The following is a 25,759-nucleotide window of genomic DNA, read 5'->3' as shown; positions in this document are numbered from 1 at the left end:
GACACGCCAACTGCACAGTCGGGACTGCTGAAGGTCTGGTTGTCACTTCCGGTGTGGTGTTTCAGGCCGCGTGAGCGGCTTGGTTGATGGTCTCAAACTCGATCGGGGTGAGCTTGCCGAGGGCGCGTTGCCGGCGTCGGCGGTGGTAGGTGCGCTCGGTCCAGGTGACGATCGCGAGGCGGAGCTGGTCGCGGGTCTCCCAGCGGCGGGCGTTCAGGACGTTCTTTTGAAGCAGGGAGAAGAACGACTCCATGGCGGCGTTGTCCGCCGAGGAGGCGACCCGGCCCATCGACCCGCGTAGCCCGTGGCGGTGTAGCGCGGCGACGTAGGGTCGGGAGCGGAATTGGCTGCCCCTGTCGGCGTGGACCACGCACCCGGCCACCTGGTCACGGCCGCGGCGGGCGATGGCCATCTCGAGAGCGTCGACCGCGAGGTGGCTGGTCATCCGAGAGTCGATCGAGTAGCCCACGATCCGGCGGGACCAGACGTCCTTGACCGCGCACAGGTACAGCTTGCCCTCACCGGTGGGGTGTTCGGTGATGTCGGTCAGCCACACCATGTTCGGGCCGGGCGCGGTGAAGTTCCGCTCGACGAGGTCGTCGTGGACCGGTGGTCCTGGCTTCTTGGACCGGCCACGCTTTCTTGCGTGGGCGGAGACGATCCCGGCCTGGGAGCAGACCTTCCACACCCGCCGCTCCGAGACCGTGTGGCCGGCGTCGGTCAGCTCGTCGGCGATGAACCGGTACCCGAACCCCGGGTCGTCGCGGTGCACTTCGACGGCGGCGTTTGTGGCGTAGGCGTCGACCAGGTCCCGCTCGCTGACCGGGTGCGCCTTCCAGGAGTAGAACGCCTGCCGGGAGAACCCCAGCAGCCCGCAGGTCACCGCGACGGGGATGCCGTCGGCGGCAAGGTCCAGGACCAGCGGGTAGGTCATTTTGGGGACTGACCCAGCCTCAGATTCGCCTGCGACAAGTACGCCGCGGCCCGGCGCAGGACCTCGTTCTCCTGCTCCAAGAGCCGGATCTTGCGCCGGGCCTCCTTCAACTCGGCGTTCTCAGCCGCCGTGGTGCCGGGACGGACGCCGTCCTCGACGTCGGCCTGGCGCAGCCAGTTGCGCAGGCACGACTCGGAGATCCCGAAGTCCGCGGCCAGCTTCGCGATCGGAGCCTCGCCCTTGCGGGCGACCGCGACCACGTCGTCACGGAACTCCTTCGGATGGGGTGCAGGCATGTCGACATCCTTCCAGCGGGACCTCCCGGCCCCACAGATCAGGTGTCAACCGAACCTTCAGCAGTCCCGTCCTTGTGTGGGGGATGGCGCCTTTCACATCTAGCGCAGGCGCTGAGATTTCCACTGCCCGCGATTTGCAGCACTTCCCAAGTGCGGGATGCGCCCAGCGAACCAAGGGCTGCGATGCATCGGGCACGAGATTGCCTCGGCAAATCAGCCGCGATTCATGCCAGCCGATGGGCGACTTCCGCCGGAGGATCGGAAGCGCGGCATCCTTCGCAACGGTGGCAATGATTGACCCCTCGTCTGGGACGACCTCTGCGCCCTCCCACTGGAAAGCGGGAACCCGGCCCGCGACGACGAAGCCGTCGACAGCACGACCCACCGCCGCTCAAGTTGAGATGCCAGCCGCCCCAATCTCAGGCGCACGAGAGGCCTTCCGCCATTGCTGTCCTCGGCGTCGGACCAGGCAATCCGAGGACACACCTGGTGCACTTCGTGAACCTCGCCTGTCCCCAGGGCCTCGCGTGCCGGCATAGGTGGGTGTGATGACACTCCACAAACTCGCGGCCGGCAGCGGGTACACCTACCTGACGCAGCAGGTCGCTGCCCACGACGCCACCGAGCGGGGCCAGCTCGGGCTGGCCGCCTACTACGAGGAGAAGGGCGAGTCGCCGGGCCGCTGGATGGGCAGCGGCCTCGCCGGCCTCGACCTCGCCGACGGAGACGTCGTCACCGAGGAGCAGATGAAGCTCCTCTTCGGGCAGGGCTGGCACCCGCGCTCCCAGGAGCCGGATGCCGTCGCGCGCGGGTGGGGCGCCCTCGGCCGGCCCTTCCCGACCTTCGAGGCGACCACTCTTCGTCAGGAGATCGCCACTGCCTTCAGCGCGCACAATACCTGGGGAGGACGCGCGTGGAATGCACCCATCCCGATCGAGGAGCGGGCCCTCATTCGCACCGACGTCATCACTAACGCCTTCGCCCGGAAGCACGGCCGCGCCCCGCATGACGACACCGAGCTGACCGGGTTCGTCGCATCCGCGTCGAAGCCGGCGCAGACCCCGGTCGCCGGCTACGACCTGACCTTCAGCCCGGTGAAGTCAGTGTCGGCACTCTGGGCACTCGCCGCGCCTGAAGTGGCCCGCGAGGTCGAGGCCGCGCACGAGGCGGCGGTTCGGGCGACGATCGGCCTGCTCGAGCGGGAGGTCGCCTTCACCCGCGTCGGCAAGGGCGGCATCCGGCAGGTCCCGGTCACCGGGCTCGTCGCTGCCGCGTTCGACCACCGCGACTCGCGTGCCGGGGACCCCGACCTGCACACGCACGTCGTGATCTCCAACAAGGTGCAGACCCTGCCGGACGAAGGAGCCAAGTGGCTTACCCTTGACGGCCGGATGGTCTTTAAGGCCAAGGTCATGGCCTCCGAGCACTACAACACTCGGCTCGAGGCCGAGCTCACCGAGCGGCTCGGCGTCCGGTTCACCGAACGTCCCTCCTCCCAGGGACGCCGCCCCGTGCGCGAGATCGAGGGCATCGACACGCGGCTCCTTGAGCAGTGGTCCTCTCGACGTAGCGACATCACAAGGCGTCAGCACCAGCTCGCGGCCTCGTTCCAGGCCGACCACGGCCGTGCGCCGACCCGGATTGAGTCCCTCGCCCTGGCCCAGCAGGCCAACCTCGAGACACGCCCCAACAAGCACGAGCCGCGAAGCCTGCGCGAGCAGCGCGAAGAGTGGCGCACACAGGCGGACGCCGTCCTGGGTGCCGGGGACAACGCTCGGTCCTCTGCCGTTACGGCCGTGCTCGCGACCGTGATCGGCCGCGACGTGGACGGAGGCTTGAAAGGGGGGAGGGACGAAACCGCGGAGGAACTCGCCAGGCGCGTGGTCGACGTCCTCGAGTCGTCCCGGTCGACCTGGCAGGTGTGGCACGTCCAGGCCGAGGCTCTCCGTCAGGCCAGGTACGCGGGCATCCCACTCCCGTCCCTCGACGAGACGGTTCGGGACGTCGTCGATCGGGTGACGCAAGGTTTGTCCCTGCCTGAGGGTGCCGGCCGTGACCTCGGCGAGCCCGAGTTCCTCCGCCGACTCGACGGCGCATCGGTCTACACGGTCCACGGGAGTCGGACCTACACCTCGGCATCGATCCTCGAGGCAGAGCGACGCCTCCTCGAGGCCGCTGAACGGACAAACGGGTACGTCATCCCCGAGTTCTTCGTAGACCTCGCGGTCCGGCGGGGTGCGGCGGCGAGCGCTGGACTCGACACTGGTCAGGCCGAACTGGTCAGCGCTCTCGCCACAAGCGGGGCCAGGGTGCAGGTCGCTCTGGCACCAGCCGGGAGCGGCAAGACCACGGCGATGGCCACCCTCGCCATGGCCTGGCGCAGTGGGGGCGGGAACGTCATCGGACTCGCGCCCACGGCGGTCGCAGCGGATGAGCTCGGCGAAGCAATCACCACGCTCGCCGAGACCGTCGCCAAGTTCCTCCACACCGCGGCAGCCGCCGTGAGCGACGGCCGGGTTGCGGCCTTCCCGCACATCGGCCCGCGCACTCTCGTCGTCATCGACGAGGCGGGGATGGTGGGGACCAAGGACCTCGCTGCCGTGGTTGATCGTGTTCTCGAGGGAGGAGGCAGCGTCCGTCTGGTGGGAGACGACCAGCAGCTGACTGCGGTCGCCGCGAGCGGCGTCTTCCGCGACCTGGCCGAGCAGGGCTCTGCGCTGGGGACGACGGTTCGGCTCACGGAGCTCCACCGCTTCTCCGACGCGGAGGAGGCTGCCGCGACACTCGGCATCCGCAGCGGCGACTCCGCCGCGCTGGAGCACTACCTCTCGAAGGGGCGCGTCCACGTGGGTGGGGCTGGTGCCGCCGTCGATCAGGCATTCCAAGCTTGGCGAGCCGACCTTGCCGCCGGGAGGTCGAGCCTGCTGCTGGCGGCCAGCCGCGACACGGTCCGCGGGCTGAACGAACTGGCTCGCGGTGACCGGCTCGGAGCGTGGCCGGTCCGTCCGGGTCGGGAGGTCGTGTTTGCCGACGGCACCCGAGCCAGGGCCGGCGACGTGGTGATCACGCGGCACAACGACCGCTCCCTTCGCGGCCGCGACGGGTCGTGGGTGAAGAACGGGGACCGGTGGGTCGTCCGAGGCATCGACCGCAACGGCGACCTCCACGTGGCGCGTGCGGGTCAGCAGGTTCGCAGGCTGGGGCCGACCCTCAGGCTGCCCGCCGATTACGTCGTGCAACACGTGCAGCTGGGGTACGCCAGCACCATCCACGGCGCACAGGGCGCCACCGTCGACACGACACACACCGTGGTCACGGGTGCTGAGAGTCGACAAGGGCTCTATGTTGCGCTCTCCAGGGGACGGCACGAGAACCACCTCTACTTGTCGGATGACGAGCCAGCCCCCGATGGGTTCGCCCTCGAGCTGCCGGTCGACCACGGCCCCCGCGAGGTGCTCACCCGGATCCTTGAACGAGACGACCGCGCTGAATCCGCCACGCGGGCGATGGCAGCTGACCCGGCCCGCGAGCTGGGGCGGGCCATTCAGCAGTACGAGGATGCACTGCCCTTGCTCGCCGAGCACCTCCTCGGTGACTCGAAGATCCGCGCCCTCGACGCGGCGCTCGAGCGTTGGATGCCCGACCTGACCAACCAGCCGGGCTACGTAGCGCTCCGCGGCCAGATCGCGCTCCGATGGGTCGACGGCGAATCCCCCGGCGAGGTCGTAGATCAGGCGGCGTGGTGGCTTAACGAGGGCGAACTCGACGCCGCTGAAGACCCCGCCGCTGCGCTGGCTCAGCATGTCGCGAGGTCCGGCCCGCCGCCCACCTGGGTCGGCATCCGGTCTTGGCTACCCGCCACACCTGACTCGTTACGTGAACACCCGAAATGCGGCCCCTACCTCAACCGCATCATCTCTGTCATCAATGAGCTTGAGGTTGCCGTGGACCAACGAGCAGAGCCTCCAGCCGAACTCGACCGCAGGTTACGAGCGGGTCAATATGACCAGGATCGTGCGCGACCGCCGGCTCGGTATCGGCCTGCAATCCAATCTGCCTCCAGATGATCGGCATGCGAAAGTCACCGGCGACACGGTCGCAAACGCGACGAATGCCAATGGCCTAGTTGCCGACAGCATCGCCAATGAATTTGGAGCCTCGCCGCTCTCGGCCGGGCCTGCGGCCAGCGCTGGCGCCGTCCTCGGCCGCCACGTGCTCACAGCATCAAAAGCACATCAACGGTCAGGGCGCGCTGGCCCTTAGGCACGGGGAACCACGCCCTACACTCCACCACATCTGGGCTCGTATGCCTCCGGCGGTGGGCGCGCTCAGATCAACCCCAGAGTTGCTGGCCGGGCTCCATCCGGAAGGCACTGTGTCACGCAACCACCGCCAACGCACCTCCGCCTTGACTCCATTGCGGGGCGATCGCCCTGGATTGATCCGAAGAACCAGCACACTTCTGGTCATCGGTGCTGCGGCAGTCGATCAACTTTCCTCGAAGCCAAACTGATCGAACCGAAGGGTGCGGGCGTTCTCCAACACCGTGCGGACCTCGCCGTCCTCAAAGCCGGTTGTGTTGGTGGCCTCGATCTCAATGCGCACGGTCAGCTTGGTGCCATCGGCGGCCCGCAGGTTGGCGATGACCTCGTCGGCCATGTTCTTGAAGTCCAGCGCGATCTTGTCGGAGTTAAGGGTCTTCACTCCGTAGAAGCGGGTTTTTGGCTTTACGAATACGACATCGACCTTGGGGGCTGACGGGTCGAGCGTCGTGGGTCCAAGGTGCTGCTCGACGAGGGCGGCGAGTTGCTCTTCGGACGAGACCTTTGGCTCGGACTCGGCTTCACGCTGTGTCGTCGCGACATCAGGGCGCACGACGAGGAGCGTGTCGCTGGCAACCGGTGCGGGACCCTTGTCCTCGGGAGTCCACAGCCCGATGTAGCGGCCGGCGGCTTCGTCATACCCGGCGGCGAGGGCGAACGCGTCGGTCACCCATATCATCGGCAAGTCGACGATGCCCTCGTTGAGAACCTTTCTGTCTCGCAGGCGCGGCATGTACGGGTACTGGCTGTACAGGCCCCAAAGCGCGCCAAGTGTGACGTGGCCGTCCTTCCAGATCTGGGGCACCTTGTTGATGGCCAACCGGATGGTTGCAGCGGCCTGCCGGGTTGAGAGGTCACCGTCATTGCCCAAACGCCTCGACACCCGCTCTGCGAGCGATTGTGACTGACCCTCGACCTTGGTTTCGCGAATCAGGAACGGCGCCCCCGGGTCCGGCTGCGTGGGGACTAGCGCCCAGGTGAAGCTCTGCAACAGACGCGCGGTGACGGTCTGGTCAGCTTGCGCCTGGCGCTGCGCGGCCTGGTTTTTCTGGTTCTGCGTCAGGTCGAGGTCGGCCTGGTTGGCGAGGACGTGGGTCCAGCCGAGATAGTCACGAGTCGCGGCGTCGAGCTCCTCAAGTCTGGCCTCGTCGGCGGCGAGGTACAGGACCGTGTTGCGGTTTGTCCTGTTGGCGCTGCCACGCTGTTCGGTCGCCTTCTGCGCGAATGCCTTGGCCTCCGACTCAGTCTTGCCCTTGTGAGCCACCTTTGGGTGCAGGATCACCAGCCGCGCCTCGTCGGTGTCAGGAATGTCGGCGTTCGACTCCGGACAGACATGGACGCCGGCGAAGTCGCCAAGCGTGCGGCTCTGGCTCTGGAGACGTCTTACGATCTCAGCCCACACGTCCTCCTTATGGAGGCGCTCGGCCTGATCCTTGGCGGTCCGGGTGATGTTGGGCTGAAGGTCATACCAATACTTGCCCGAGCCGGAGTAGAAGTACGTCGCCCGGTCGCCAAGCTGCGTCAGAGCGGCGTGAAAGTTACCCGGCACGTCACCGGGGACCGCAGTACCGAGGAACACGCGCTGGGTGCCGATTCCCTTGTGTGTCGAGCCCGGCGCGATCGTCGGGGCAGCACCGAAGAACACCGTCCGGGCGAGTCGCTTGGTGAGAGCCCGCTGACCAAACAGCGGCTTCTCCCTATCGATCCGACCGGGCTCAGAGTTGGGTCCGTCGACATCAGCGTCGATGATCGTCTTCCACGAATCCTGGAGGTACTGCGTCAATTCCGCATTCACATTCGCGGTGGCGAGCGGGATCGAGCCGGGCATGATCAACGGCGAGGCATCCTCGCCCGTCCAGAGCGCGTGGATCACGGTGCTCATCAGGCGCAGAACACCACGGGTGCGTTGGAAACGCTCGAGCGACGACCACTCCTCATAAAGGGTGTCGAACAGCTCGGGGTGGATCGGGTAGGTCCGCTTGATGCGGTCCTCATACGCCGCGTCGCGAACCTCCCGCGGGAAGTCGTCGGTGTACTTGCGATACATCTCGACATACGCCCTGGCGGTTGCTCCGATGGACGCCAATCCTGCCGCATCGGGCTGCTTGAACAGACGCTGCTTGACGATGTGGTACGCCTCGTCGGACGACGCCGGGCGCCACTGATCCGCCACGCGACGCACCACGTTCTGGAGCCGCTTGAGCGCCTCAAGCCCGTGAGCCCCGCCGACTTCCTCGGCGTTACCGATTGCGATCTCCGCGTCGTCGCCACTCTCCGAGGCCGGGATAGAGATGGCTAGCAAGACCCCAGGGGTGCCCTTGCATGCCTCGGTCAACGATTGCGCGAAGGTGAACTGGTCATCAAACGTGCCGCCGGCCAAGTCGTCACGCCCGACAAGGGAGCGCGCGTATGCGACCCACTCATCGATCAGGATCACGGCCGGCGCGTACTTCGCCAAGACCTCGTGGAGTGCATCACCGGGGTGAGTTCGGTCACCGTCGGCCTTCGCAACAAGCGCGTATGCCTCGGGACCGCCGAGTTGCCAGGCGAGCTCGCCCCAGATCGTGTTCACGTGGGTACCGTCGTCCTTCACCACGCCGGAGGGGCTGAAGTGGTTGCCGACAATGGCGACGCGGTTGACCTTGGCGCCCCGGTAGCCGCTGGCGACGAGCAGTTCTTGCGTCTCCTGAGGGAAGTCGCCCACCGGCAAGCCAGCGGCGACGTGCCACAGCGACAGCATCGAGTGTGTCTTACCGCCACCGAAGTTGGTCTGAAGGTTGATGACCGGTGACGCGTTGTCGTCACCCGACAGACGCCGAACCGCACGGCCGATCAGGTCGCTCAGACCTTCGGTCAAATACGTGCGCTTGAAGAACTCAACGGGATCAGCGTAATCCGCGTCGACCTCGCCGCCGGTGGCCACCTTATAGAGGTCGGCAGCAAACTCTGAAGCATGGAAGTTGCCGGTGGCAACATCGTCGTGAGGCTGAAGCACCTCCCGCCATGGCTTGAGGCCACCCGCCGCCTCAGGATTGTCAACCGCAGCCTTTAGAACCTTCTTGTCGTCCCGGTCCGCGGTCACTCGCCGGAGGTTCAGGCGGATCGACTTCACCTGGTCCGCCTCAGAAGGCCGCCCCAACAGAGTCATGAGGCGCTCCGCCGTGTCGAGCGCGCGGTACGCGTCGTCGTCGGTGAACGAGCCATTGTGTGCCCAGGTGTTGCGGGCGTTCTTCAGCTCAGTGGCGAACGCCTCGCCTACCCGTCCTAGCGTGTCGGAGAACGGGTACCACCGCGGCTTCACGTTCGTGGTGATCGAGGACTCCGTCAGCATGCGGAGCTGGACCTGGGGGTCCAGCGGATCATAGACCTTGCCAGCGTGACCATCCTTCGCCCCAACGAGCTGGACCCAGTTCGCACCAGCCGACGGGTCGACGGCGCCGATCACTGATGAGATGTAATCGTCAAGTGCCGGGGCGATGACTTCGAACAGCTTGCCGACGCGGTCGCGGTTACTTGCTGCCATGTCACTCGTCCTCGTCAAACTCGAACGCGCCCTGCTTCTGCGAGGGCCTTCTTACGGACCGCGCGACCTCGATGATCTCTGGCCAGCTCGTCACGAGGCTGTTGAAGGAGAGTGCATCCCTGGCCCAGCCGTTGCCCTCAGCAACGCGGAACAACAGATGGCCCAGTTCCTTCACAAGGTCGGCATCCACCGCGCCGTCAGGGCGCCCTAGCGCAGCGTGGAGGAAGTCCCCTGCGGGCGCAATGCCGTCTCGCTCCAACACCTTGACCAGATGGTGCAGCGCTTCCCAGTTGCTTGTATGGGGGTCGGCAACAGGGCTGTAATCCCAACTCAGATCGGTCGGCTTGATGAGCTGCACCTTGCCGGCGCGACTCGTGAGGATGCCATCGCGATCCATCACGTCCACACTCGTGTTGCGCGCGTTCGCGAGGCTGTTGGCGTCACCGAATGCGCCAACGTCGTAGCCGTGCTGCCGGTACCAAGCGATCGCGAATCGCGATGCGGCGTCGAAGTCACCTTCCTGCTCGTTGATCACCTCGTCGAGAATTTCGTTGATCCGAGCCAGGGCGGACCGCACACTCATTTTCGATCCGTCAGGCTCAAGAACTGCGGAGTAGCGGCTGAACACAGCCATGCCTGGTCCAATCGCTGCCTGGGGGAGATCTACGGGCGCGATTTGACCCTGCTGAAGTTTGCGGAGCGCGCTCGGCAGTTCTGCCTCTAGAGCGCCGATGAAGCTTCTTCTATCAGTGGGTGGCGCGCCGGATGCACGTTTGCGCAGCGCGAGCACAATCGAGGATGCCAGGGCGTTAGAGCCGACGCTTCGCATCCGGTTCGCGAGTTCACTTCGACTCGGCCATGTGGCCGTGATCATCCAACCGGATCGGATCATTCCTTCAAGGAGCGTTTCCCAACCCGTCGATGCTTCACCGGCCTCGTCCCCCTCGCTTTGCTTGAACGCGTAGTACACGGCCATTGGGTATTCGTCCGACGTCAGCCTCTGTGCACGCTCGAAAACTTGGTAGAAACCATCCTCGAAAAATTGACGAGCTCCGTCCTTCCCCCCCTGCCGAACCGGATTGGCGACTAGCTCTTCCGCCTTCGGCACCGTAATCGTGCCAAGCAGGGCTGGCTGAGCGGCGCGTAGTGTGCGACGCAACCATCCATAGAAGAAATCAGACAGGTCGGCGTACGGAACATTGTCGTAGTACGGCGGATCGGTGCTCAAGACAACCCCGGTCATGTCGGCATCAGTGGCGCTCGCTTGAGATACTCGTCCAAGCCCCCGACCCGGCAGATAATCGAGAACCTTCGCCACCCACTCCACGCTCTCCGACCATGTTCCGCTTGAACTTGCAAACGGATTCGCCTCTGCGATATCCCACGTCATCGACATTGCCTGACGGGCAAATACACCCCGCACTTGCTCTTTGGACGGACTGGAATCCCATGAACAAAGCGCTGACTGGCGATCGGCCCCGCGGCTTACCGCCAGCCCAAGGTACGTGGTGACAGCATCGGCGTAGTCCGCCGCTCCACCGTGCCTCAGGACTTGCGATCGAACCTCGGCCGCCAAGTCGCTCAGAGTTGTAAGGGCAACCAACTGACGATTAGTGAATAGATGGGCCAGAGTCGTCAACCCGTAAAGGGGCGCTCCCATGTACTGCGAGTTGGTGGAGAGTGAGGCACTTGGGACGTCATCCGGAGCACTTACGTCTGCTGCTGCCACCGCTTCTTCGGTGGGCGGCAGGTACAGACGCTGGCGCTTTCCCTCGGCCACAACAGCCATCAGCGTCGTCCCAAGACGTGACGCGAAACCTTCAGATTTGATGTGCTCCTTTGAGATGACCGTTTGACACGAGATGCACACAGCGTCATTCCGCATGACCGTCCCGTCGGTGCCAGGTCTGGGGGCACCCGCGACGCCATGCCCGATACGAAAGGTGACGGTCTTCCCCGATGCGTGTGACGCATCGTCGATGATGACGGGCACAACGTACGCTTCCTTTCCCTTCTTCTTTCCAAGCCACCATGATCGAACAAGAGGCATCTCAATCCCGCACGCCGGGTTGGGGCAGATGACGGTGCGTGCCCAAATCCAGGCGATAACTGTGGCCGTGCTCCCATCAACTAGCTTCGCGCGTGGGTACATATGGCCTATTCGTCGCTCGGCTCCCTCGCGAATCCATTGGCCGTAGGCCCGCACATCAGCGGCCAGTCCTTCGGCACGGTTCCAGACTCGAATCTGCGACTCGGCGACGCCGGGAAACACCGGGGGTTGACTATCGAACCTAGGGGGAATCTCAATGAGCGCCTTGTTAATAAGGACAGGAACGGGATTCAAGTCGGACGCTCGCGAGTCAAGCCCCAGCCGTTGCGCTTCGAGCGGGATGGTTCCGCCTCCGGCAAACGGGTCGAGGATAGGCGGCGGGTTTCCGCCGGTGGAATCCAAGATCTCCCGACGGGCTTCCTCCAGCAGTTTCTCGTCACGGACGTTCTCCCAAACCACCAGCCGTTCGATGATCCTGTGGAGGCGCTCTCGCTCGCGGCGCTGCTCATCCTCCGTCGGGAATCTGTCGGGGTGACTAACCGGGTCATCCACGAGTTGAGCGAAAAGCATCGCCCGAGCCGTAGCGAGGGGACGTCTCGCCCACCAGAGATGGAGCGTCGACGGATGGCCGTGCCGAATCGATTTCTCCCGAGCAGACTCCCGGTTGATCGCTTCCAGCGGCAAGGCCACCTCGATCAGTTTGCGCTTCTGCACTGCCACGACCCCTCTGCCCGTCACCAGGCATGACCAAGCGGCGCAAATGCGCCCCAAGCTTCATGTCCAAACCTAACCGGCGCCGCCGACGGAATCAGGTCGAACCGGAGCGAGGCTCTGCCGAAGCGCGTCCCGGAAAGCAAGATCGGGATGTACGCGGTGGGTCCAGCGCTGCCAGCGGGACGGGTGACGCGGCCCGTCTCCGACGATCCAGGTCGGTACGGACAACTCATCGACGCGATTCTGCAGCCATGCGACTTGATCGCGGAAGTGCAGTCGTGCCGGGCCAGACGGAGGTGTGGCGCCGTAGGCGAGGAGCACGCCGTCGGCCACAGAGAGACTTGTCACCAGCCGATCCCTTGCTGCAACCCATCCAAGCTCCGTCGCCCCAAGCTCGTCAATTGCGCGGGTCGCCTGCGAAGGAAGAGCGAACAGGTTCGCAACGCTGACCTCTCCATACCCCAACAGCTCTGCCGCCAAGGCCACACGATTCAACGTCCGCTTGCCATCGCTAACGGGTGGATTCGTCAGGACGGCGACAAGCGTTTTCTCCGAGGATGCACCCATCAGAATGGAGCCGTTCCCCTAGCCCAGGACTTAGCCCAGTCACCACGGATTCCGGTGGCGTCGAAGTCACCTAGGTCTGTGGTGGCGAAAGGGTCGTCAAGGTAGCGGACCTCGTCGTGCTGGGATCCGCGTGGGTCGACGCGCACCAGAGCCAGCCGGTAACGCGGGACGGCGTTCTTGCCTGTCATGACCTCGTTGTGGGTGACGAAGAAGTCCGTGGCTCCGTCGATGCGGGCCTTGACCTCGATGCGATAGGTGTCGCCCTTGGCGTCGGTCGAGAGGATGTCGAAGCCGGGATTGTTGAATGCCTGCTCGACGGGGTTGCGGCCGACGTCACGTTCGCGTGCCAAGACGAGATCGACGCCGCGTCGTTCGACCTCCTTGGTCTCCTTGGCATGCATCGGCGCAGTCGGAGGGATCTCGCCTTCGAGCATTCCGATGGGCAGCACAAGAGCAGCCGTCACGATGTGAGGCGGCTTGGTCGACATCAATTGCTGTTGGTCGAGGAGGGCCAGGCGTTTGCGGAGCCGCGAGTCAAGTTCGACCGCCTTGCGGTTGAGGTTAACGGAGGACTCCTTCGGCTTCTCACCCTTCTGCTCCTTTTCCGAGGCGATCGCGGCGTCGAGAAGGAGTCGCTCGCTCTCGTTGCTAAGACGCTTTGTGACGAGTTCACGGGCCTTGGTGAGCTCGGCGAGGCGACGCGGTTGTACCTCTGCTAGGTACTCCGGAAGTTGGTTAGCGATGATCCAGCTCATCGCCTTGTCTTCGGCGTCACCCAGCCAAGCGAGGCTGCGCGCTGCGCCCACAACGTGACCAGGTGGGGCTCCTACGCAGTCCAGATAGGGCGCCGGGCCGGCTGGGCTGACGGTGCCGAAGCTATCGACGTAGGCGTAGCCGAAGCGACGGGCGACTGTCCCACCAGTGGCGTCGGCTACCTCTTCGATGACGCCGACAAGAAGCTGGGGCTCTTCCAAGGTGGCGGAGACCAGGACGGTGCCATGGTTAAGGGCGGCGCCGAAGTTGCGGATGGCCTCGCCCATGACTGCATCGTGCAGGGGATGGCCTGGTGCAAGGAGATCGGCGCGTATGAGGTCACCCAGCTGAACGTGGCTTAGGTCGAAGGTGACCCGGTCGTACTTGGTAGATATAGGCCCTGTGCCGGAGGAGCGTACGTGCTGGGGGACGTTGGAGATCTCGTAGCGGCCGCGTTCGCGTCGTGCGATTCTTCCGCCGAGACGTGTGAAAGCGGCCTTGAAGGCGAGTTCGATGTAATGGGGCTGGAGGCGGCGGGCTCGGGCTTCGTCCATGGCGGCGCGTAGTGCCTGAAGGTCCGCCTCCGCGAGGTGCTCGGAGGCGAGGGCACGCTCTTCGAGTATCTCCTTGAGACCGTCGCCCACGCTGGCGTCGATGACTTCGTGCATCTTGGCGCGCACCTCGGGCCGGTCTCCATACTGGATGGCGTCCTTCAAGAGATCGCGAAGTGGGACCTCTGTGAAGGCTTCCCCCAAGACGTCAAACACCTTGCCGCCATAAGCTTTACGTTGCTCTTCGATCTTCTCTAGGAGGCGTGTGAAGACCTCTCCTTCTCGGGTGTTGGAGGCGACGAGGTTCCAGAGGCGGCAGACCTCCTCCTGGCCGATGCGGTGAATGCGGCCGAAACGTTGTTCGATGCGGTTGGGGTTCCAGGGCAGGTCGTAGTTCACCATCAGGTGCGCCGCCTGCAGGTTGAGGCCCTCCCCGGCAGCGTCAGTGGCCAGGAGGATCTGGCAGTCGTGGTTCTTGGTGAACTCTTCGGTGATCTGCCGGCGTTCTCCTCGGCGCACACCGCCATGAATCGCCTTGACCGCGTCGGCGCGCCCGAGGAGCGAGGCAATCTTGCTGCGTAGGTACTCCAGGGTGTCTCGGTGCTCGGTGAAGATGATGAACTTGCGGGGATGGCCATCGGCGTCGACGGTGAGGGCGTGGTCTTGAAGGATCGTTGAGAGTTCGGACCACTTCTTGTCGGTGCCGGCGTCCCGAACTCGCCTCGCGGTCTGGACGAGGTCGGCGAGCTCGAGGAGTTCGGCGCTGAGTTCTTCCACGGTTTGAGCGGCGGTGGCCGCGTCGAGGAGCTCCTCCTCCACTGTTTCAATCTCTTCGGCGTTGAACTCGTCGTCGTCGAGCTCGGTCAGATCGATGCTGGGTTCGGTGTCGCGGTAGGTGCCGTCGAGGATTTCTTGCTTCTTGCGCTCCAGGCGTTCTGAGCGCCGGACGAGACTGCGATAGATGGCTTCGGGGCTGGAGGCAAGGCGTCGTTGCAGGACCGTCAGGGCGAAGCCGACAGTGTTCTTCCGTTTGCCCCCGATTTTGTCGGCGCGGTTCATCCCTTCACGAACGTAGCGAGTGACGTCCTCGTAGAGGTCGTACTCGAGCGCGGTCAGCTCGTAAGGGACGGTTTCGGCGATCCGTTCGGGGAAGAGCTTCTTCCCCTCGAAGGTGAGCAGGTCCTCCTTCACCATTCGGCGCATAATCCCGGTGGTGTCGGCGGTCTTGGTGCGTTTGCCCTCGAAGCGGTCCCGGTCGAGCAGGGTTAGGAAGAGCTGAAAGTCTTCCTCCTTGCCAGAGTGTGGGGTGGCGGTCATCAGCAGAAGGTGTCGGGTGATTTCGCCGAGCAACTCACCGAGCTGGAACCGCTTGGTCTTCTCGAGCTTGCCGCCGAAGTAGTGGGCGCCCATCCTGTGGGCCTCATCCACGATGATCAGGTCCCATTCCGTCTCTCGCAGCTGCGCCTGCAGAACTTCGTTTCGTGAGAGCTGGTCCATGCGCGCGATGAGAAGCGGGTTGGTGTCGAATACGTTGAGGTTGACGTTGGAGTCGATCAGCTGGTTGCTGAGGAGGTCGAACCGAAGGCCAAACTTGAAGAAGAGCTCGTCCTGCCACTGCTCGACTAGGCCCCCCGGAGCGACAATAAGACACTGCTGGACGTCGTCGCGGAGCAGGAGCTCCTTGATGTATAGCCCGGCCATGATTGTCTTGCCTGCTCCGGGGTCATCGGCGAGCAGGAAACGTAGCGGCGTGCGAGGCAATAGCTCCCCGTACACCGCGCGGATCTGGTGCGGCAACGGCCGCACGTCGCTTGTCGCGACCGCGAGCATTGGGTCGAAGAGGCCGGCCAAGGTGATGCGCTGCGCCTCAGCGACGAGCTTGAAGTCCCCAGCATCCGCATCGAACGCGCGGCTCCCGGTCTGCGCGACGGACAACTTGCTCTCATCCTTGCGGAAGACCACTTGCTGTCCCAAGCCACCGGAAGCCGTCTTGTAGGTGAGCTCGACGGCGTCAGTGCCGTGCCACTGAGCCGCGATGACGGTGATCACCTCGCCCGGGATCAGCCCGTCCAGGCGCAACCCAGCCTTGACTTGCTCCAGCAGCACGATGACCTCCCTGATCGACAGCCGCCCACCGTAGTCCCCGATGCCGACACGGTTGTCCGTGGGCCCGGACGTCGGGAGCCCCACTAACCTTCTCAGCAAGCCAAGGGACCGACGGGCGCAATGGAACGAATCGAACGACATGAGCTTCGCGCAGTTGGCGAAGAAGTAGGTGCATGGGTCGAGCAGGCGCGCGCTGCGCTGTCCGCACGGGCGAAGGTGGAGGCCGCCGGCTCCGACGCCGTCGAGCATTTGCGCCGGGCCCTGGTCCACGTGCGTCATGAAGGCCAGATCCAGTGGCGTGTGCTGCCCTTGCGCTACGGCGACGGTGGATATCTCGGTCTGATTGCACGGATGGCTCACCTTCCGCCGATGACCGCCCCGGAGGCTGAGCTTCTGCATCGTCTTCTGGGAGAGACCGCGAAGGCTGTGGCCGACAGCAAGTCCGCGATTGGTGGACGACGGTTCATCGCCGGTGGCAGGAAGCGAGAGACGGCTGAGCAGTCAGCCCGATACCTCCGCGCCTACCGTGAGTGGGCTCTGCAGACGGACCTGCCTGGGCTGATCCAGCGGATCGTGCCGACCGCCGGCCCGTCACGACACGAGATCCCGGTCGTTGACGCACTGGGTGGGTGGGTCGGGTTGGCGCCCAGGCTCAAGGATCTGGGTCGAACGCAGGAGACGCTGCCTGTTGGTGCTCTGGGCGACCTGCAGGATGCGGTGGAGACGATCAAGCAGGCCCTACGACGAGAAGACCAGTTCCGCTCAGAGGCGACGCAGGCCGGCGAGGCCCTCCGCCACCACGACGTCAACCGCTTGATGCACGAGATGCCGGTGGAGAGGCTCAAGGAGGCCACACGTGACCGCCTGCGGATCGCCCCGCTGACCGATGCCGGCATCACCACGGTCAAAACTGTGCTGGAGCAAGGCGGCAGGCTCGAGCATCTCCCCGGCATCGGCGCCACCACAGCCATCCGTATGAGGGGCGCGGCCCAGACGTTGTGGCAAGCCACGTACGACGAGATGCCGGTTCGCATAGACCTCAAGGACCGCTCAAGGGAGGCGACAGAGCTGCTGCGGCGGCTCAGCGCGTGGGACGCCATGCGCAAGACCAAGGGCGCAACAACAGACCTCTCCTGGACTGCCGCACTCACCCCCCTCGCGCGCGCGCTCGACCAAAACGTGACCCACCTACTGCTGCTTTCCGACGGCGGCTCCAGCGCGGAGTTTCACGAAGCCATTGAATGCGTCAAGCGGCGAGCACGGTCAATTCTCGGCAGCGGTGCCGGTGGCGGGCCGAAGGACCCTTGGGAAGATTTCCTCCAGCGCCCAGCGGATTATTTCGCGATGCTGGCGGAACTCGGCTTCCTAACCGAAGACGAGGAGAAGACACACGGCGACCTCCCAGAGCACATCGTTGAGGCCGTGCGCCGTCTGGAGCTGAACACCCAGCACCTTTCGGCTTCACTGCGCGGCTACCAGAGCTTCGGAGCCCGGTTCGCCCTCGTCCAGCGCAAGGTCATCCTCGGTGACGAGATGGGCCTAGGAAAGACCATCGAAGCGCTGGCAGTAATGACTCACCTCCGGGCGAAAGGCACTCACTATGCCCTAGTGATCTGTCCCGCCGCGGTGGTCACTAACTGGATCCGCGAGGTGCATTCGAAGTCTGCGCTGCAAGCCCATCGCTTACACGGAACGACTAGGGAGTCCGGCTTGCGTAGCTGGCTTCGAGGCGGCGGCGTGGCCGTCACCACGTTCGAGACCCTCGCCTGGTTGGAGCCCCAACTGCTCGACAGCGAGCTGGGCTGCGTCGTGATCGATGAGGCCCACTACATCAAGAACCCCCTCGCCAAGAGGTCCGAGCGTGCCGCACGAATCATCGACCGTGCGGAACGCACCCTCTTGCTCACCGGAACACCCTTGGAGAACCGGCTTGACGAGTTCCGCACGTTGGTCGGCTACCTTCGCCCAGACCTGGTTGTGGACGCCAACGAGTTCACACCTAGCCGGTTCCGTCGCCAAGTCGCCCCGGCTTACTTGCGCCGCAACCAAGAAGATGTCCTGACCGAGCTCCCTGAGCTCGTCGAGGTCGAGGAGTGGCTTCCCATGTCTTCCCACGACGCCTTCCAGTACCGGAAAGCCGTCGCGGAGGGCAACTTCATGGCGATGCGGCAAGCCGCGATGGTCTCGGGCGCCCGCTCCGAGAAGCTGCAGCGCCTGGTGCAGATCGTGGAGGAGGCTGAAGCCAACGGGCGACGGGTCATTGTGTTCTCTCACTTCCGCCAGGTGCTAAATCAGGTCGCTCATTCAGTGAGGGGGCAGGTCTTCGGGCCCCTCACCGGCTCCGTGCCAGCGGCCGCTCGGCAGGTCATGGTCGATCGGTTCTCCGCGGCTGGAAAGGGTGCCGTTCTGGTGTCTCAAATAGTCGCGGGCGGAGTCGGGCTGAACATCCAGGCGGCCTCTGTTGTGGTCATCTGCGAACCGCAACTCAAGCCGACCACCGAGTGGCAGGCGATTGCCCGTGCCCGCCGAATGGGGCAGCTGGAGACAGTGCAGGTTCACAGGCTGCTCTCCGAGGAGGGCGTGGACCAGCGCATTACCGAGATCCTGGCCAGGAAGCGGGAGCTATTCGAAGAGTTCGCACGGGTAAGCGAAACCGCGGACAGCGCACCGGAGGCTTTCGACGTCTCTGAGGCTCAGCTGGCCCGCGAGGTGGTGGCCGCAGAGCGCGAGAGGCTTTTCCGCAGCACCGAGCAGCCTCCAGGCACCTGAAGCACACGCAGCCCCCGGGACTGCGCGCACCATGCCACCGCGGTTCAGCCAATCGATCTGTGCCGAACTGTCCCAGGACGGCATGACGATCCCCGTCCATGTATCACGCAAGAGGCATGCCTTCGGCCAGATCCCTCGGTCGGCCCCATGCCTGGAAGCCGCGCTCGCCTCACTCGACTGGCTGCGCTCGAGGCCGCAGGAGCAAGCGGACCGCACAAGTCTGACAGGGGGACGAACCGTGGCTACCCTGAGCGACCGTAAAGACCAACCGCCAGGAGTTCGCTGTCTCCCGCTTCAACCCCGACCGGAAGCTCATCCAGCTCAATCCCGAGTACCAACGCGAGGGCGGCCCCGATCACTGAAGCCTTCGCAGGTAACGAGCCCATCCCAAGCCAACCAGGATGCGGTGTAGGCGCTCCTTAGATTGTGGGTCTAGGGAAACCTGACGCGTCTGGCAGACACCAGCACGGAGTCATGGTGGAGGTGCGGCTTGCCGCAAGGGAAAGCCCACCTAGCTGTCGAGCGGCACCCTCGCCCTACGGGACGTCCCGGGGTCCTTGGGTTCCGTACCGCGCCTCATCGGCGGTTTCCTCCCCGCGCTCTGAAGTCTCCATGAGCTGCCGAAACACGGTAGCGGCATGGCTTGCCTGATCGTCTAGTACGTGGGCGTAGACGCGGAGCGTAATTGCAGGGTCAGCGTGACCGAGGCGGTGCGCGACAACGTGGACGGGCACCCCTGCCTTCAGCAGAAGGGTCGCGTGCAGATGTCGAAGGTCGTGGAGACGGATGAGCGGCAGCGGCTTTCGCCCGAGCCCTACGGCCCCTTGGTTGTGTTGCCGCAACAACTTGGCCATGAGCGCCGTCGGGCTGTCGGGGAACATCGGCAGGCCAAGCTCCTGGCGGAAGACGTGGTCGTCGTCGACCCATGAGGCGCCGGCGACTTGTCGTTCCTGCTCCTGCTCTGCGCGGTGGCGAACGAGGTGGCCGACCGTGTCCGGGTCGATGGAGATCGTTCGCTCACGCCCACCCTTGGTGGTGCCCTCGACGCGCCGTCTCTCGATGACCGCCACTGTTCCGCGTACACGGATGAACGGGCCGTCGCCCAGGTGCACGTCGGACCAGCGCAGGTTCATCAACTCGCCCCGGCGGGCTCCGGTGTACGCCGCTAGCTGGAAGTAGGCGTGCATGCGGTGGCGGCTGGTCGTCTCGAGGAAGGCGGCAAGGTTCTCTGCGTTCCACATGACGACAGGCTGGTGCAGCTCTTTGCGGGGGCGCTTGGCATTAAGGGCGGGGTTGCTCGTCAGGATCTGGTCGTTGTTGACGGCGTCAGCCAAGGCCTTGCGCATGACCGCATGGACGTACTCGACGGTTCTCGCGGCCAGCGGCTTGCCACCCACGCCCCCGCCCTCCGAGAGGTCGCGGTAGAGCCCAGTGAGGTTGGTCGTCTTCAGCGCCTGAAGCCGCATGGGTCCGATCCTGGGAGCCACGTAGACCCTGATGATGTGGGCGTAGCCGGCGCTCGTTCTGGGCTTCACCTCAAGGGCATGGTCCTCGAGCCACTTCCGCAGATACTCCTCGACCGTCACCTTGTTGCGGTCGACGAACTCTCCCCGGTTCGCCCCGGCCCGTGCGGCGTCGCGCGCTCGCTTGGCCTCGGCCTCGGTCGGGAAGCCGCCGACCCACTTGGGCTTGCTCACCCCTCTCTGGTCGGTGACACGGATGACGTACGACCACGTACTCCCCCGACGGATGATCCCGTTTCGCAACCTCGGCTTGGCGGCCGGCTGCCGCGTCGCGCTCATCCGACGCCCGCCCGGGCATGGGCGGAGATCCGCTGCAGGGACTCCACGTAGTCGGTGAGGTCCTCCCCACGAACCCGACGCGATCCTCCGATGCGGACCGACGGCAGCTCGCCGCTCCGTACGAGCTCGTAGACCTTGGTCCGGCTCAGGCTGAGCACCTGGGCGACGTCGGCCACCTTGTAGAGCAACTTGTCTTCCATGACATCTCCAATGCTGGTTCGCGCCTGCTAACGCAGCAGCCGTCTTGACTCCCAATGCGTCCGCCGGGACCTTGGCGGTCAGGATGGGTGCCGGGACGAAAACCACGGCTTGCCCCGTCGACCATCGGATTCCGTGTTGGAGGGCCAGGAGGCCAGCCGGACCGCTGGCGAGGCGGCGACAACGGCCTCCAAGGGCCGCTATTCATTTGCTAACCAGAGCCCGTGGAAACTCCTGCAGGAGCGACCTCGAGCCCGAGCCATTTGAGCACGAAACGGACGGCACTGGCAACGCGAACACCGTTCTGCGACAACTGAAAATCGGAAGGTCGGCGGTTCGACCCCGCCCCTGGCCACCATCCGAAGCCGCAGCCCAGAGTCGACCTGGCCTGCGGCTTCCTCGTCGTCCGAGCCGTTCGGGTGACGACGCCGGGGCGCAGCGCCAGAGGTCCACGCCAGCACCTCGGCTGGAGCAACCCGACGTTCGGGGTGCGCGACCGGAGGTTCCCGCACTAAGTGGGAGGGTGGGGAGCGCGGGGGACGTCGGCCGCATCACCGTGTCAGCGCCGCGGACCACCGCGTGCCAGCAACCGGGTCCGACGTCGCACCAGGCCGAACGGACCGTTCCCGCATGCGGGCGCGAGGGCGCCCGAGGGCGTGGAGACAGTCGCGCCCATCGCTCGCGACCGGCTGGTGTGGCTGTTGTTCACGAGTGGTCGTTGGCTCGTGGGCGGTGCCAGTCACCGGTTCACCATGTCGCGGGGGGCCACCCGGGTGCCCAGGAGGAGGCGTGAGCACCGCCCTTCAGCCGTTCGGTCGAGCCATGCATCATCCGTCCGGCCCTTTCGGTCACCCGCGACCCGTCCGGGGTCGCGGAGAAGGTAAAGCGCAGGTAAAGTCTGTCTCTAGCACCGGTCAAGGACTGCAGGGGTCCGAGACTGTTCACGGTGACTGAGAGCGCAGGGGCTCGAGGTCATGACGTGGCCGCCGTCTCCCTCATTCGGGGGCGGTGTTGCGACGCCGGGCCGGCCCACGGACCGACCCGGCGCCACCATGACAGCCAGCCCCGGCTGGCCCACAGAGTGCCCCAACCCCCCTGGGGCAGACGGCCCGCTCCTCTGGAGCCGTGGCCGCGCAGCGCCCCCGCGTCGCCTGAAGGCCGCGGGGGCGTTGTCTTGCCGTCGTGGCGCCGAGCTCACGCCCCGTTCCCCGGGTGCGAGATGGAGGGTGCCCGACCGGAGCTTCCGGCATCAGGCGGGGAAGTTGCGCCCGCTGCCATCCGGGGTATCACGTGGGCATGACTCGTCACGTCGAGCCTCGTCGTGCCCAGCGCCCCCGCGCCGATGGGTGAGGTCCGCGTCGGCACCTCGGGGTGGAGCTACCCGCGGTGGCGTGGCGACTTCTACCCGCCCGGTCTGCCGCATCGTCGCGAGCTCGAGTACCTCGCGGCCCGGACGGGGAGCGTCGAGGTCAACGGCTCCTTCTACTCACTCCAGCGACCCACGTCCTACGCCCTGTGGCGCGACGAGACGCCCGAGCACTTCGTCCTCGCGGTCAAGGGCGGCCGCTTCATCACCCACCTGAAGCGGCTGCGCGAGGTCGAGACCCCGCTGGCCAACTTCTTCGCCTCGGGGGTGCTCGCGCTCGGCCCGAAGCTCGGGCCGGTCCTGTGGCAGCTGCCCGAACGGGTCACCTTCGACCCAGTGGTGCTGGAGGCCTTCCTCGACCTCCTGCCCCGCACGGTCGGCGAGGCGGCGGCCCTCGCCCGGCGGCACGACGCCAAGGTGCGCGAGGACCGCACCCTGACACGTGCCCCGCGGGGGCTGGCCGGCCGCCGGATCCGGCACGCCCTCGAGTTCCGCAGCGCCACCTTCTGCTCGGACGAGGCGAGCGAGCTGCTGCGCCGCCACGACGTCGCCACCGTCGTCGCCGATACGGCCGGGCGGTGGCCGATGGCCGAGGCGGTGACGAGCGACCTCGTCTACGTGCGGCTGCACGGCGACACCGAGCTGTACGCGAGCGGCTACGGCGACGAGTCCCTCGACCGCTGGGCCGACCGGTGCCGGGGCTGGGCGCAGCGCGCCGACGTCGTCGTCTACTTCGACAACGACGCCCGCGGCCACGCGCCGCACGACGCGCTGCGGCTCATCGAGCGGCTCTGCGACCTGCATCCGCCGACCGGCTGAGGGAGCCCAGCCGGCAGACGACGACGTGCCGGGGTCGGGTCGACTCCCCACCCCGAGCCGGCGGGCCGACCTCGGGGCGGAGTCGGGGTCGATGTCGGGGTCACCCCCGATGCGCCGGACCCCCCGACCGCGGGACCGTGGGCACCATGACGAAGGTGTGGGGTCCGGGGGTGCGGATGGCCGCGGGCGCGGCGCTCGCCGCGACGGTGGTGGCGCTGGCCCTGCCGAAGGTGACGGGGACCTCGTGGCGCCCGATCGTCGACGCGTTGAGCCGGCCGACGCCGACCCAGCTCGCCGTGCTCGCGGTGCTCTGGCTGCTCGGGCTGTGGGCGCACACGCCCTCCCTCACCGCCGCGCTGCCCGGGCTGAGCCACCGCCGCGCCCTCCTGCTCAACCTCACCGGCTCCTTCGTCTCCAACCTGCTGCCCCTCGGCGGCGCGGCCGGGACGGTCGTCAACTGGCGGATGGCCCGGACCTGGGGCTTCGGCTCGGCGGCCTTCGGGCGCTGGGCGCTCGTGACCAACCTCGCGGACCTCGTCGTCAAGCTGCTCCTGCCCGGCGCGGTCCTCTGCTGGTTCGCCGCGGCCGGCAGCTCCGCGACGCACAACCTCACGGGCCCGGGCGTCGTCGGGGTGGCCCTCCTCGCCGTGCTCGTCGCGGCCGTCGTGCTCGTCGGCCGCGACGACCGCGCGGTGCGCTGGGCCGGTGGCCGACTGGACCGGCTCGCCGCCCGGCTGCGCCCCCTGCCGTCCGCTCCCGAGGGATGGGGTGAGCGCGCCGCCCGCTTCCGCCGGGAGAGCGCCGACCTGGTCCGCGCCGGCTGGGGCCGCCTGCTCGGGGCCAAGGTCCTCTACGCACTGCTCCAGGCCGTGCTGCTCTGGGCCTGCCTCTCCGTCGTCGGCGCGCCCGCGGCACCGGTCGTCGTCGCCTCGGCCTTCGTCGTCGAGCGGCTGCTGTCGATGCTCGTCCTCACCCCCGGCGCCACCGGCATCGTCGAGGTCGGGATGGCCGGTGCGCTGACCGCGCTCGGGGTCCCCGCCGCGCCGGCCGCCGCCGGGGTGCTGCTCTACCGTGCGTTCGTCATCGGGATGGAGGTGCCCGTCGGCGGGCTCGGACTGCTCGGGTGGTGGCTCTCCCGGCGACGGGCGGGCCACCTCGGCGCAGCAGCCCGCGTGCACCCCACCGTCCGTCCGGTGGGTCGGTGGGCGCATGCTGGGAGGCTCCCGACCGAAGGAGCAGCACGATGGAGTACACGCGTCTCGGCAGCACCGGCCTCACCGTCAGCCGGATCGCGCTCGGGTGCATGACCTACGCGGACGCCTCTCGTGGCTTCCACGCGTGGGCGCTCGACGAGGAGGCCTCCGGGGCCTTCTTCCGCCAGGCCGTCGAGCTGGGGATCACGTTCTGGGACACCGCGAACGTCTACAGCGCCGGCACCTCCGAGGAGTTCGTCGGGCGCGCCATCCGGCGGTACACCCGGCGTGAGGACGTCGTCCTGGCCACCAAGGTCCACGGCCGGATGCACGACGGCCCCGGCGGCTCCGGCCTGTCCCGCAAGGCGATCCTCGAGCAGGTCGACGCGTCGCTGACGCGGCTCGGCACCGACCACGTCGACCTCTACCAGATCCACCGGTTCGACCCCGAGGTCCCCGTCGAGGAGACGATGGAGGCGCTGCACGACGTCGTCAAGGCGGGGAAGGCGCGCTACATCGGGGCCTCGTCGATGTACGCGTGGCAGTTCGCGACGATGCAGCACGCCGCCGACCTCGGGGGCTGGACGCGGTTCGTCTCGATGCAGGACCAGTACAGCCTGCTCATGCGTGAGGAGGAGCGGGAGATGTTCGGGCTGCTCGCGGCCCAGGGCGTCGGGGCCATCCCGTGGAGCCCGCTCGCGCGCGGCCGCCTGGCCCGGCCCTGGGGTGAGCAGACCAACCGCTCCGAGACCGACGAGTTCGGCAAGCGCCTCTACCAGGACTCCGACGCCGACATCGTCGGCGCGGTGGAGCGGGTGGCCCGGGACCGGGGCGTCGCGATGTCCACGGTCGCGCTCGCCTGGGTGCTGCACAACCCGGTGGTCGACGCCCCGATCGTCGGCGCCACGAAGGCCCACCACCTGCCGGACGCGGTCGCCGCGCTCGACCTCGAGCTGACCGACGACGAGGTGGCGTCGCTCGAGGCGGCCTACACCCCCCGGGAGCCCAGCGGCTTCTGAGGCGGCGAACGGTTCAGCCCTCGAGCTCGGCCAACACCGTCCGGGCGCCGGACGCGAGCAGCGCTGCGTCCGTCGTCACCGCCAGGAAGCCGATGCCGTGGGCTCGCAGACGTGCTGCCGCAGAGGGATTCCCGGCGAAGGCGCCGACGAGGATGCCCTGCCGCTCGGCGGCCGCGACGACCCGGCGGAGCGGACCGTCCGGCGCGTCATCGGCGAGCAGCGCCTCGACGCTCGTGCCGAGGGCCAGCGCGAGGTCGAGCGGGCCGACGAAGAGCCCGTCGACGCCGGGGGTCGCCGCGATCCGCTCCACCTCGTCGAGGGCGCCGACCGTCTCGACCATCACCCAGCAGCGGACGACGCCGTTCGCGACGTCCGCCGCCGGCGCCGAGGCTCCCCACATCGGCGACCACGGGCCCCAGCTGCGTTCCCCGAGAGGCGGATAGCGACAGGCCAGCGCGGCCCGCGCAGCGTCCTCGGCTCCGGTGACCGACGGCACGACGACGCCGTGGGCGCCGGCGTCGAGGGCGGTCCCGATCCACGCGGCGTCGACGGCCGGGACGCGCACGAGGAAGGGAGCGGACGCCGCGCCGAGCGCGCGGCCGGCGCCGTGCAGCGCCGCGCGGTCGACCGGCCCGTGCTGGGCGTCGAGGACGAGCCAGTCGAAGCCGGAGCCCGCCAGGCGGAGCAGCAGGTCGACGTCGGCCGTGCTGGTCCAGATGCCGTTCGAGACCTCCACCCGAGCATCGTGCCACCGCACAGACGGAACTGCGTTGTGCC

11 protein-coding genes, 1 tRNA gene and 1 pseudogene are annotated in these 25,759 nt (G+C 66.6%); 6 read left to right on the top strand and 7 right to left on the bottom strand.

What is annotated here, in order from left to right:
* Positions 1-61: 61 nt before the first annotated feature.
* Positions 62-1,230 (bottom strand): annotated as a pseudogene (locus PKA89_RS08445) (IS3 family transposase).
* A 548-nt stretch (positions 1,231-1,778) separates the two neighbouring features.
* Between PKA89_RS08445 and mobF the strand changes: the two are divergent.
* Positions 1,779-5,297: a MobF family relaxase gene (gene mobF, locus PKA89_RS08440; protein WP_324418501.1), complete on the top strand. Its 3,519-nt coding sequence runs from the start codon at positions 1,779-1,781 to the stop codon at positions 5,295-5,297.
* A 421-nt stretch (positions 5,298-5,718) separates the two neighbouring features.
* Here the strand turns inward: mobF and PKA89_RS08435 are convergent, their stop codons facing one another.
* The 3 genes from PKA89_RS08435 to PKA89_RS08425 all read right to left on the bottom strand — a co-directional run bounded on the left by PKA89_RS08435 (position 5,719) and on the right by PKA89_RS08425 (position 16,215).
* The gene (locus PKA89_RS08435; RefSeq protein WP_324418500.1) at positions 5,719-9,075 is read right to left on the bottom strand and encodes a DUF499 domain-containing protein; all 3,357 of its coding nucleotides are present in this window, start codon (positions 9,073-9,075) and stop codon (positions 5,719-5,721) included.
* Position 9,076: 1 nt separating this feature from the next.
* Positions 9,077-11,845 (bottom strand): DUF1156 domain-containing protein, encoded by a 2,769-nt coding sequence (locus PKA89_RS08430; protein WP_324418498.1) that lies wholly within the window; start codon positions 11,843-11,845, stop codon positions 9,077-9,079.
* 560 nt (positions 11,846-12,405) lie between these two features.
* Positions 12,406-16,215 (bottom strand): helicase-related protein, encoded by a 3,810-nt coding sequence (locus PKA89_RS08425; protein ID WP_324418496.1) that lies wholly within the window; start codon positions 16,213-16,215, stop codon positions 12,406-12,408.
* Between PKA89_RS08425 and PKA89_RS08420 the strand changes: the two genes are divergently transcribed.
* A complete protein-coding gene (locus PKA89_RS08420; protein ID WP_324418494.1) occupies positions 16,186-18,585 on the top strand; it encodes a DEAD/DEAH box helicase in 2,400 nt (799 codons plus the stop codon). The genes PKA89_RS08425 and PKA89_RS08420 overlap by 30 nt on opposite strands.
* Positions 18,586-19,121: 536 nt before the next feature.
* On the opposite strand, the gene PKA89_RS08415 is transcribed toward PKA89_RS08420, so the two are convergent.
* Both PKA89_RS08415 and PKA89_RS08410 read right to left on the bottom strand, forming a co-directional pair.
* Complete coding sequence (locus tag PKA89_RS08415; protein ID WP_324418492.1) at positions 19,122-20,282, bottom strand: tyrosine-type recombinase/integrase; 1,161 nt, start codon at positions 20,280-20,282, stop codon at positions 19,122-19,124.
* Positions 20,283-20,383: 101 nt separating this feature from the next.
* Positions 20,384-20,587, bottom strand: coding sequence for a helix-turn-helix domain-containing protein (locus PKA89_RS08410; protein ID WP_324418490.1), 204 nt, complete (start codon positions 20,585-20,587; stop codon positions 20,384-20,386).
* Between the two features lie 274 nt (positions 20,588-20,861).
* Between PKA89_RS08410 and PKA89_RS08405 the strand changes: the two genes are divergently transcribed.
* The 4 genes from PKA89_RS08405 to PKA89_RS08390 all read left to right on the top strand — a co-directional run bounded on the left by PKA89_RS08405 (position 20,862) and on the right by PKA89_RS08390 (position 24,982).
* A tRNA-OTHER gene (locus PKA89_RS08405) sits at positions 20,862-20,943 on the top strand.
* Between the two features lie 984 nt (positions 20,944-21,927).
* Positions 21,928-22,770 (top strand): DUF72 domain-containing protein, encoded by an 843-nt coding sequence (locus PKA89_RS08400; protein WP_324418599.1) that lies wholly within the window; start codon positions 21,928-21,930, stop codon positions 22,768-22,770.
* Between the two features lie 146 nt (positions 22,771-22,916).
* Positions 22,917-24,077, top strand: coding sequence for a lysylphosphatidylglycerol synthase domain-containing protein (locus PKA89_RS08395; protein WP_324418488.1), 1,161 nt, complete (start codon positions 22,917-22,919; stop codon positions 24,075-24,077).
* The gene (locus PKA89_RS08390; RefSeq protein ID WP_324418486.1) at positions 24,014-24,982 is read left to right on the top strand and encodes an aldo/keto reductase; all 969 of its coding nucleotides are present in this window, start codon (positions 24,014-24,016) and stop codon (positions 24,980-24,982) included. Before PKA89_RS08395 ends, PKA89_RS08390 begins: the two co-directional genes overlap by 64 nt.
* A 13-nt stretch (positions 24,983-24,995) precedes the next feature.
* Here the strand turns inward: PKA89_RS08390 and PKA89_RS08385 are convergent, their stop codons facing one another.
* Complete coding sequence (locus PKA89_RS08385) at positions 24,996-25,718, bottom strand: aldolase/citrate lyase family protein (RefSeq protein WP_324418484.1); 723 nt, start codon at positions 25,716-25,718, stop codon at positions 24,996-24,998.
* Positions 25,719-25,759: the final 41 nt, after the last annotated feature.

The organism is Phycicoccus sp. (assembly GCF_035325325.1).
GTDB lineage: Bacteria > Actinomycetota > Actinomycetes > Actinomycetales > Dermatophilaceae > Phycicoccus.
Note: the sequence above shows the minus strand (reverse complement) of the source record. Positions and strands in the feature narration are given on the sequence as shown.

Excerpts from the sequence above, each read along its gene's own strand:
- mobF (WP_324418501.1), top strand. The coding sequence starts at position 1,779 with ATGACACTCCACAAACTCGCGGCCGGCAGCGGGTACACCTACCTGACG.
- PKA89_RS08435 (WP_324418500.1), bottom strand. The coding sequence starts at position 9,075 with ATGGCAGCAAGTAACCGCGACCGCGTCGGCAAGCTGTTCGAAGTCATC.
- PKA89_RS08420 (WP_324418494.1), top strand. The coding sequence starts at position 16,186 with ATGACCGCCCCGGAGGCTGAGCTTCTGCATCGTCTTCTGGGAGAGACC.
- PKA89_RS08425 (WP_324418496.1), bottom strand. The coding sequence starts at position 16,215 with ATGCAGAAGCTCAGCCTCCGGGGCGGTCATCGGCGGAAGGTGAGCCAT.
- PKA89_RS08410 (WP_324418490.1), bottom strand. The coding sequence starts at position 20,587 with ATGGAAGACAAGTTGCTCTACAAGGTGGCCGACGTCGCCCAGGTGCTC.
- PKA89_RS08400 (WP_324418599.1), top strand. The coding sequence starts at position 21,928 with ATGGGTGAGGTCCGCGTCGGCACCTCGGGGTGGAGCTACCCGCGGTGG.
- PKA89_RS08395 (WP_324418488.1), top strand. The coding sequence starts at position 22,917 with ATGACGAAGGTGTGGGGTCCGGGGGTGCGGATGGCCGCGGGCGCGGCG.
- PKA89_RS08390 (WP_324418486.1), top strand. The coding sequence starts at position 24,014 with ATGGAGTACACGCGTCTCGGCAGCACCGGCCTCACCGTCAGCCGGATC.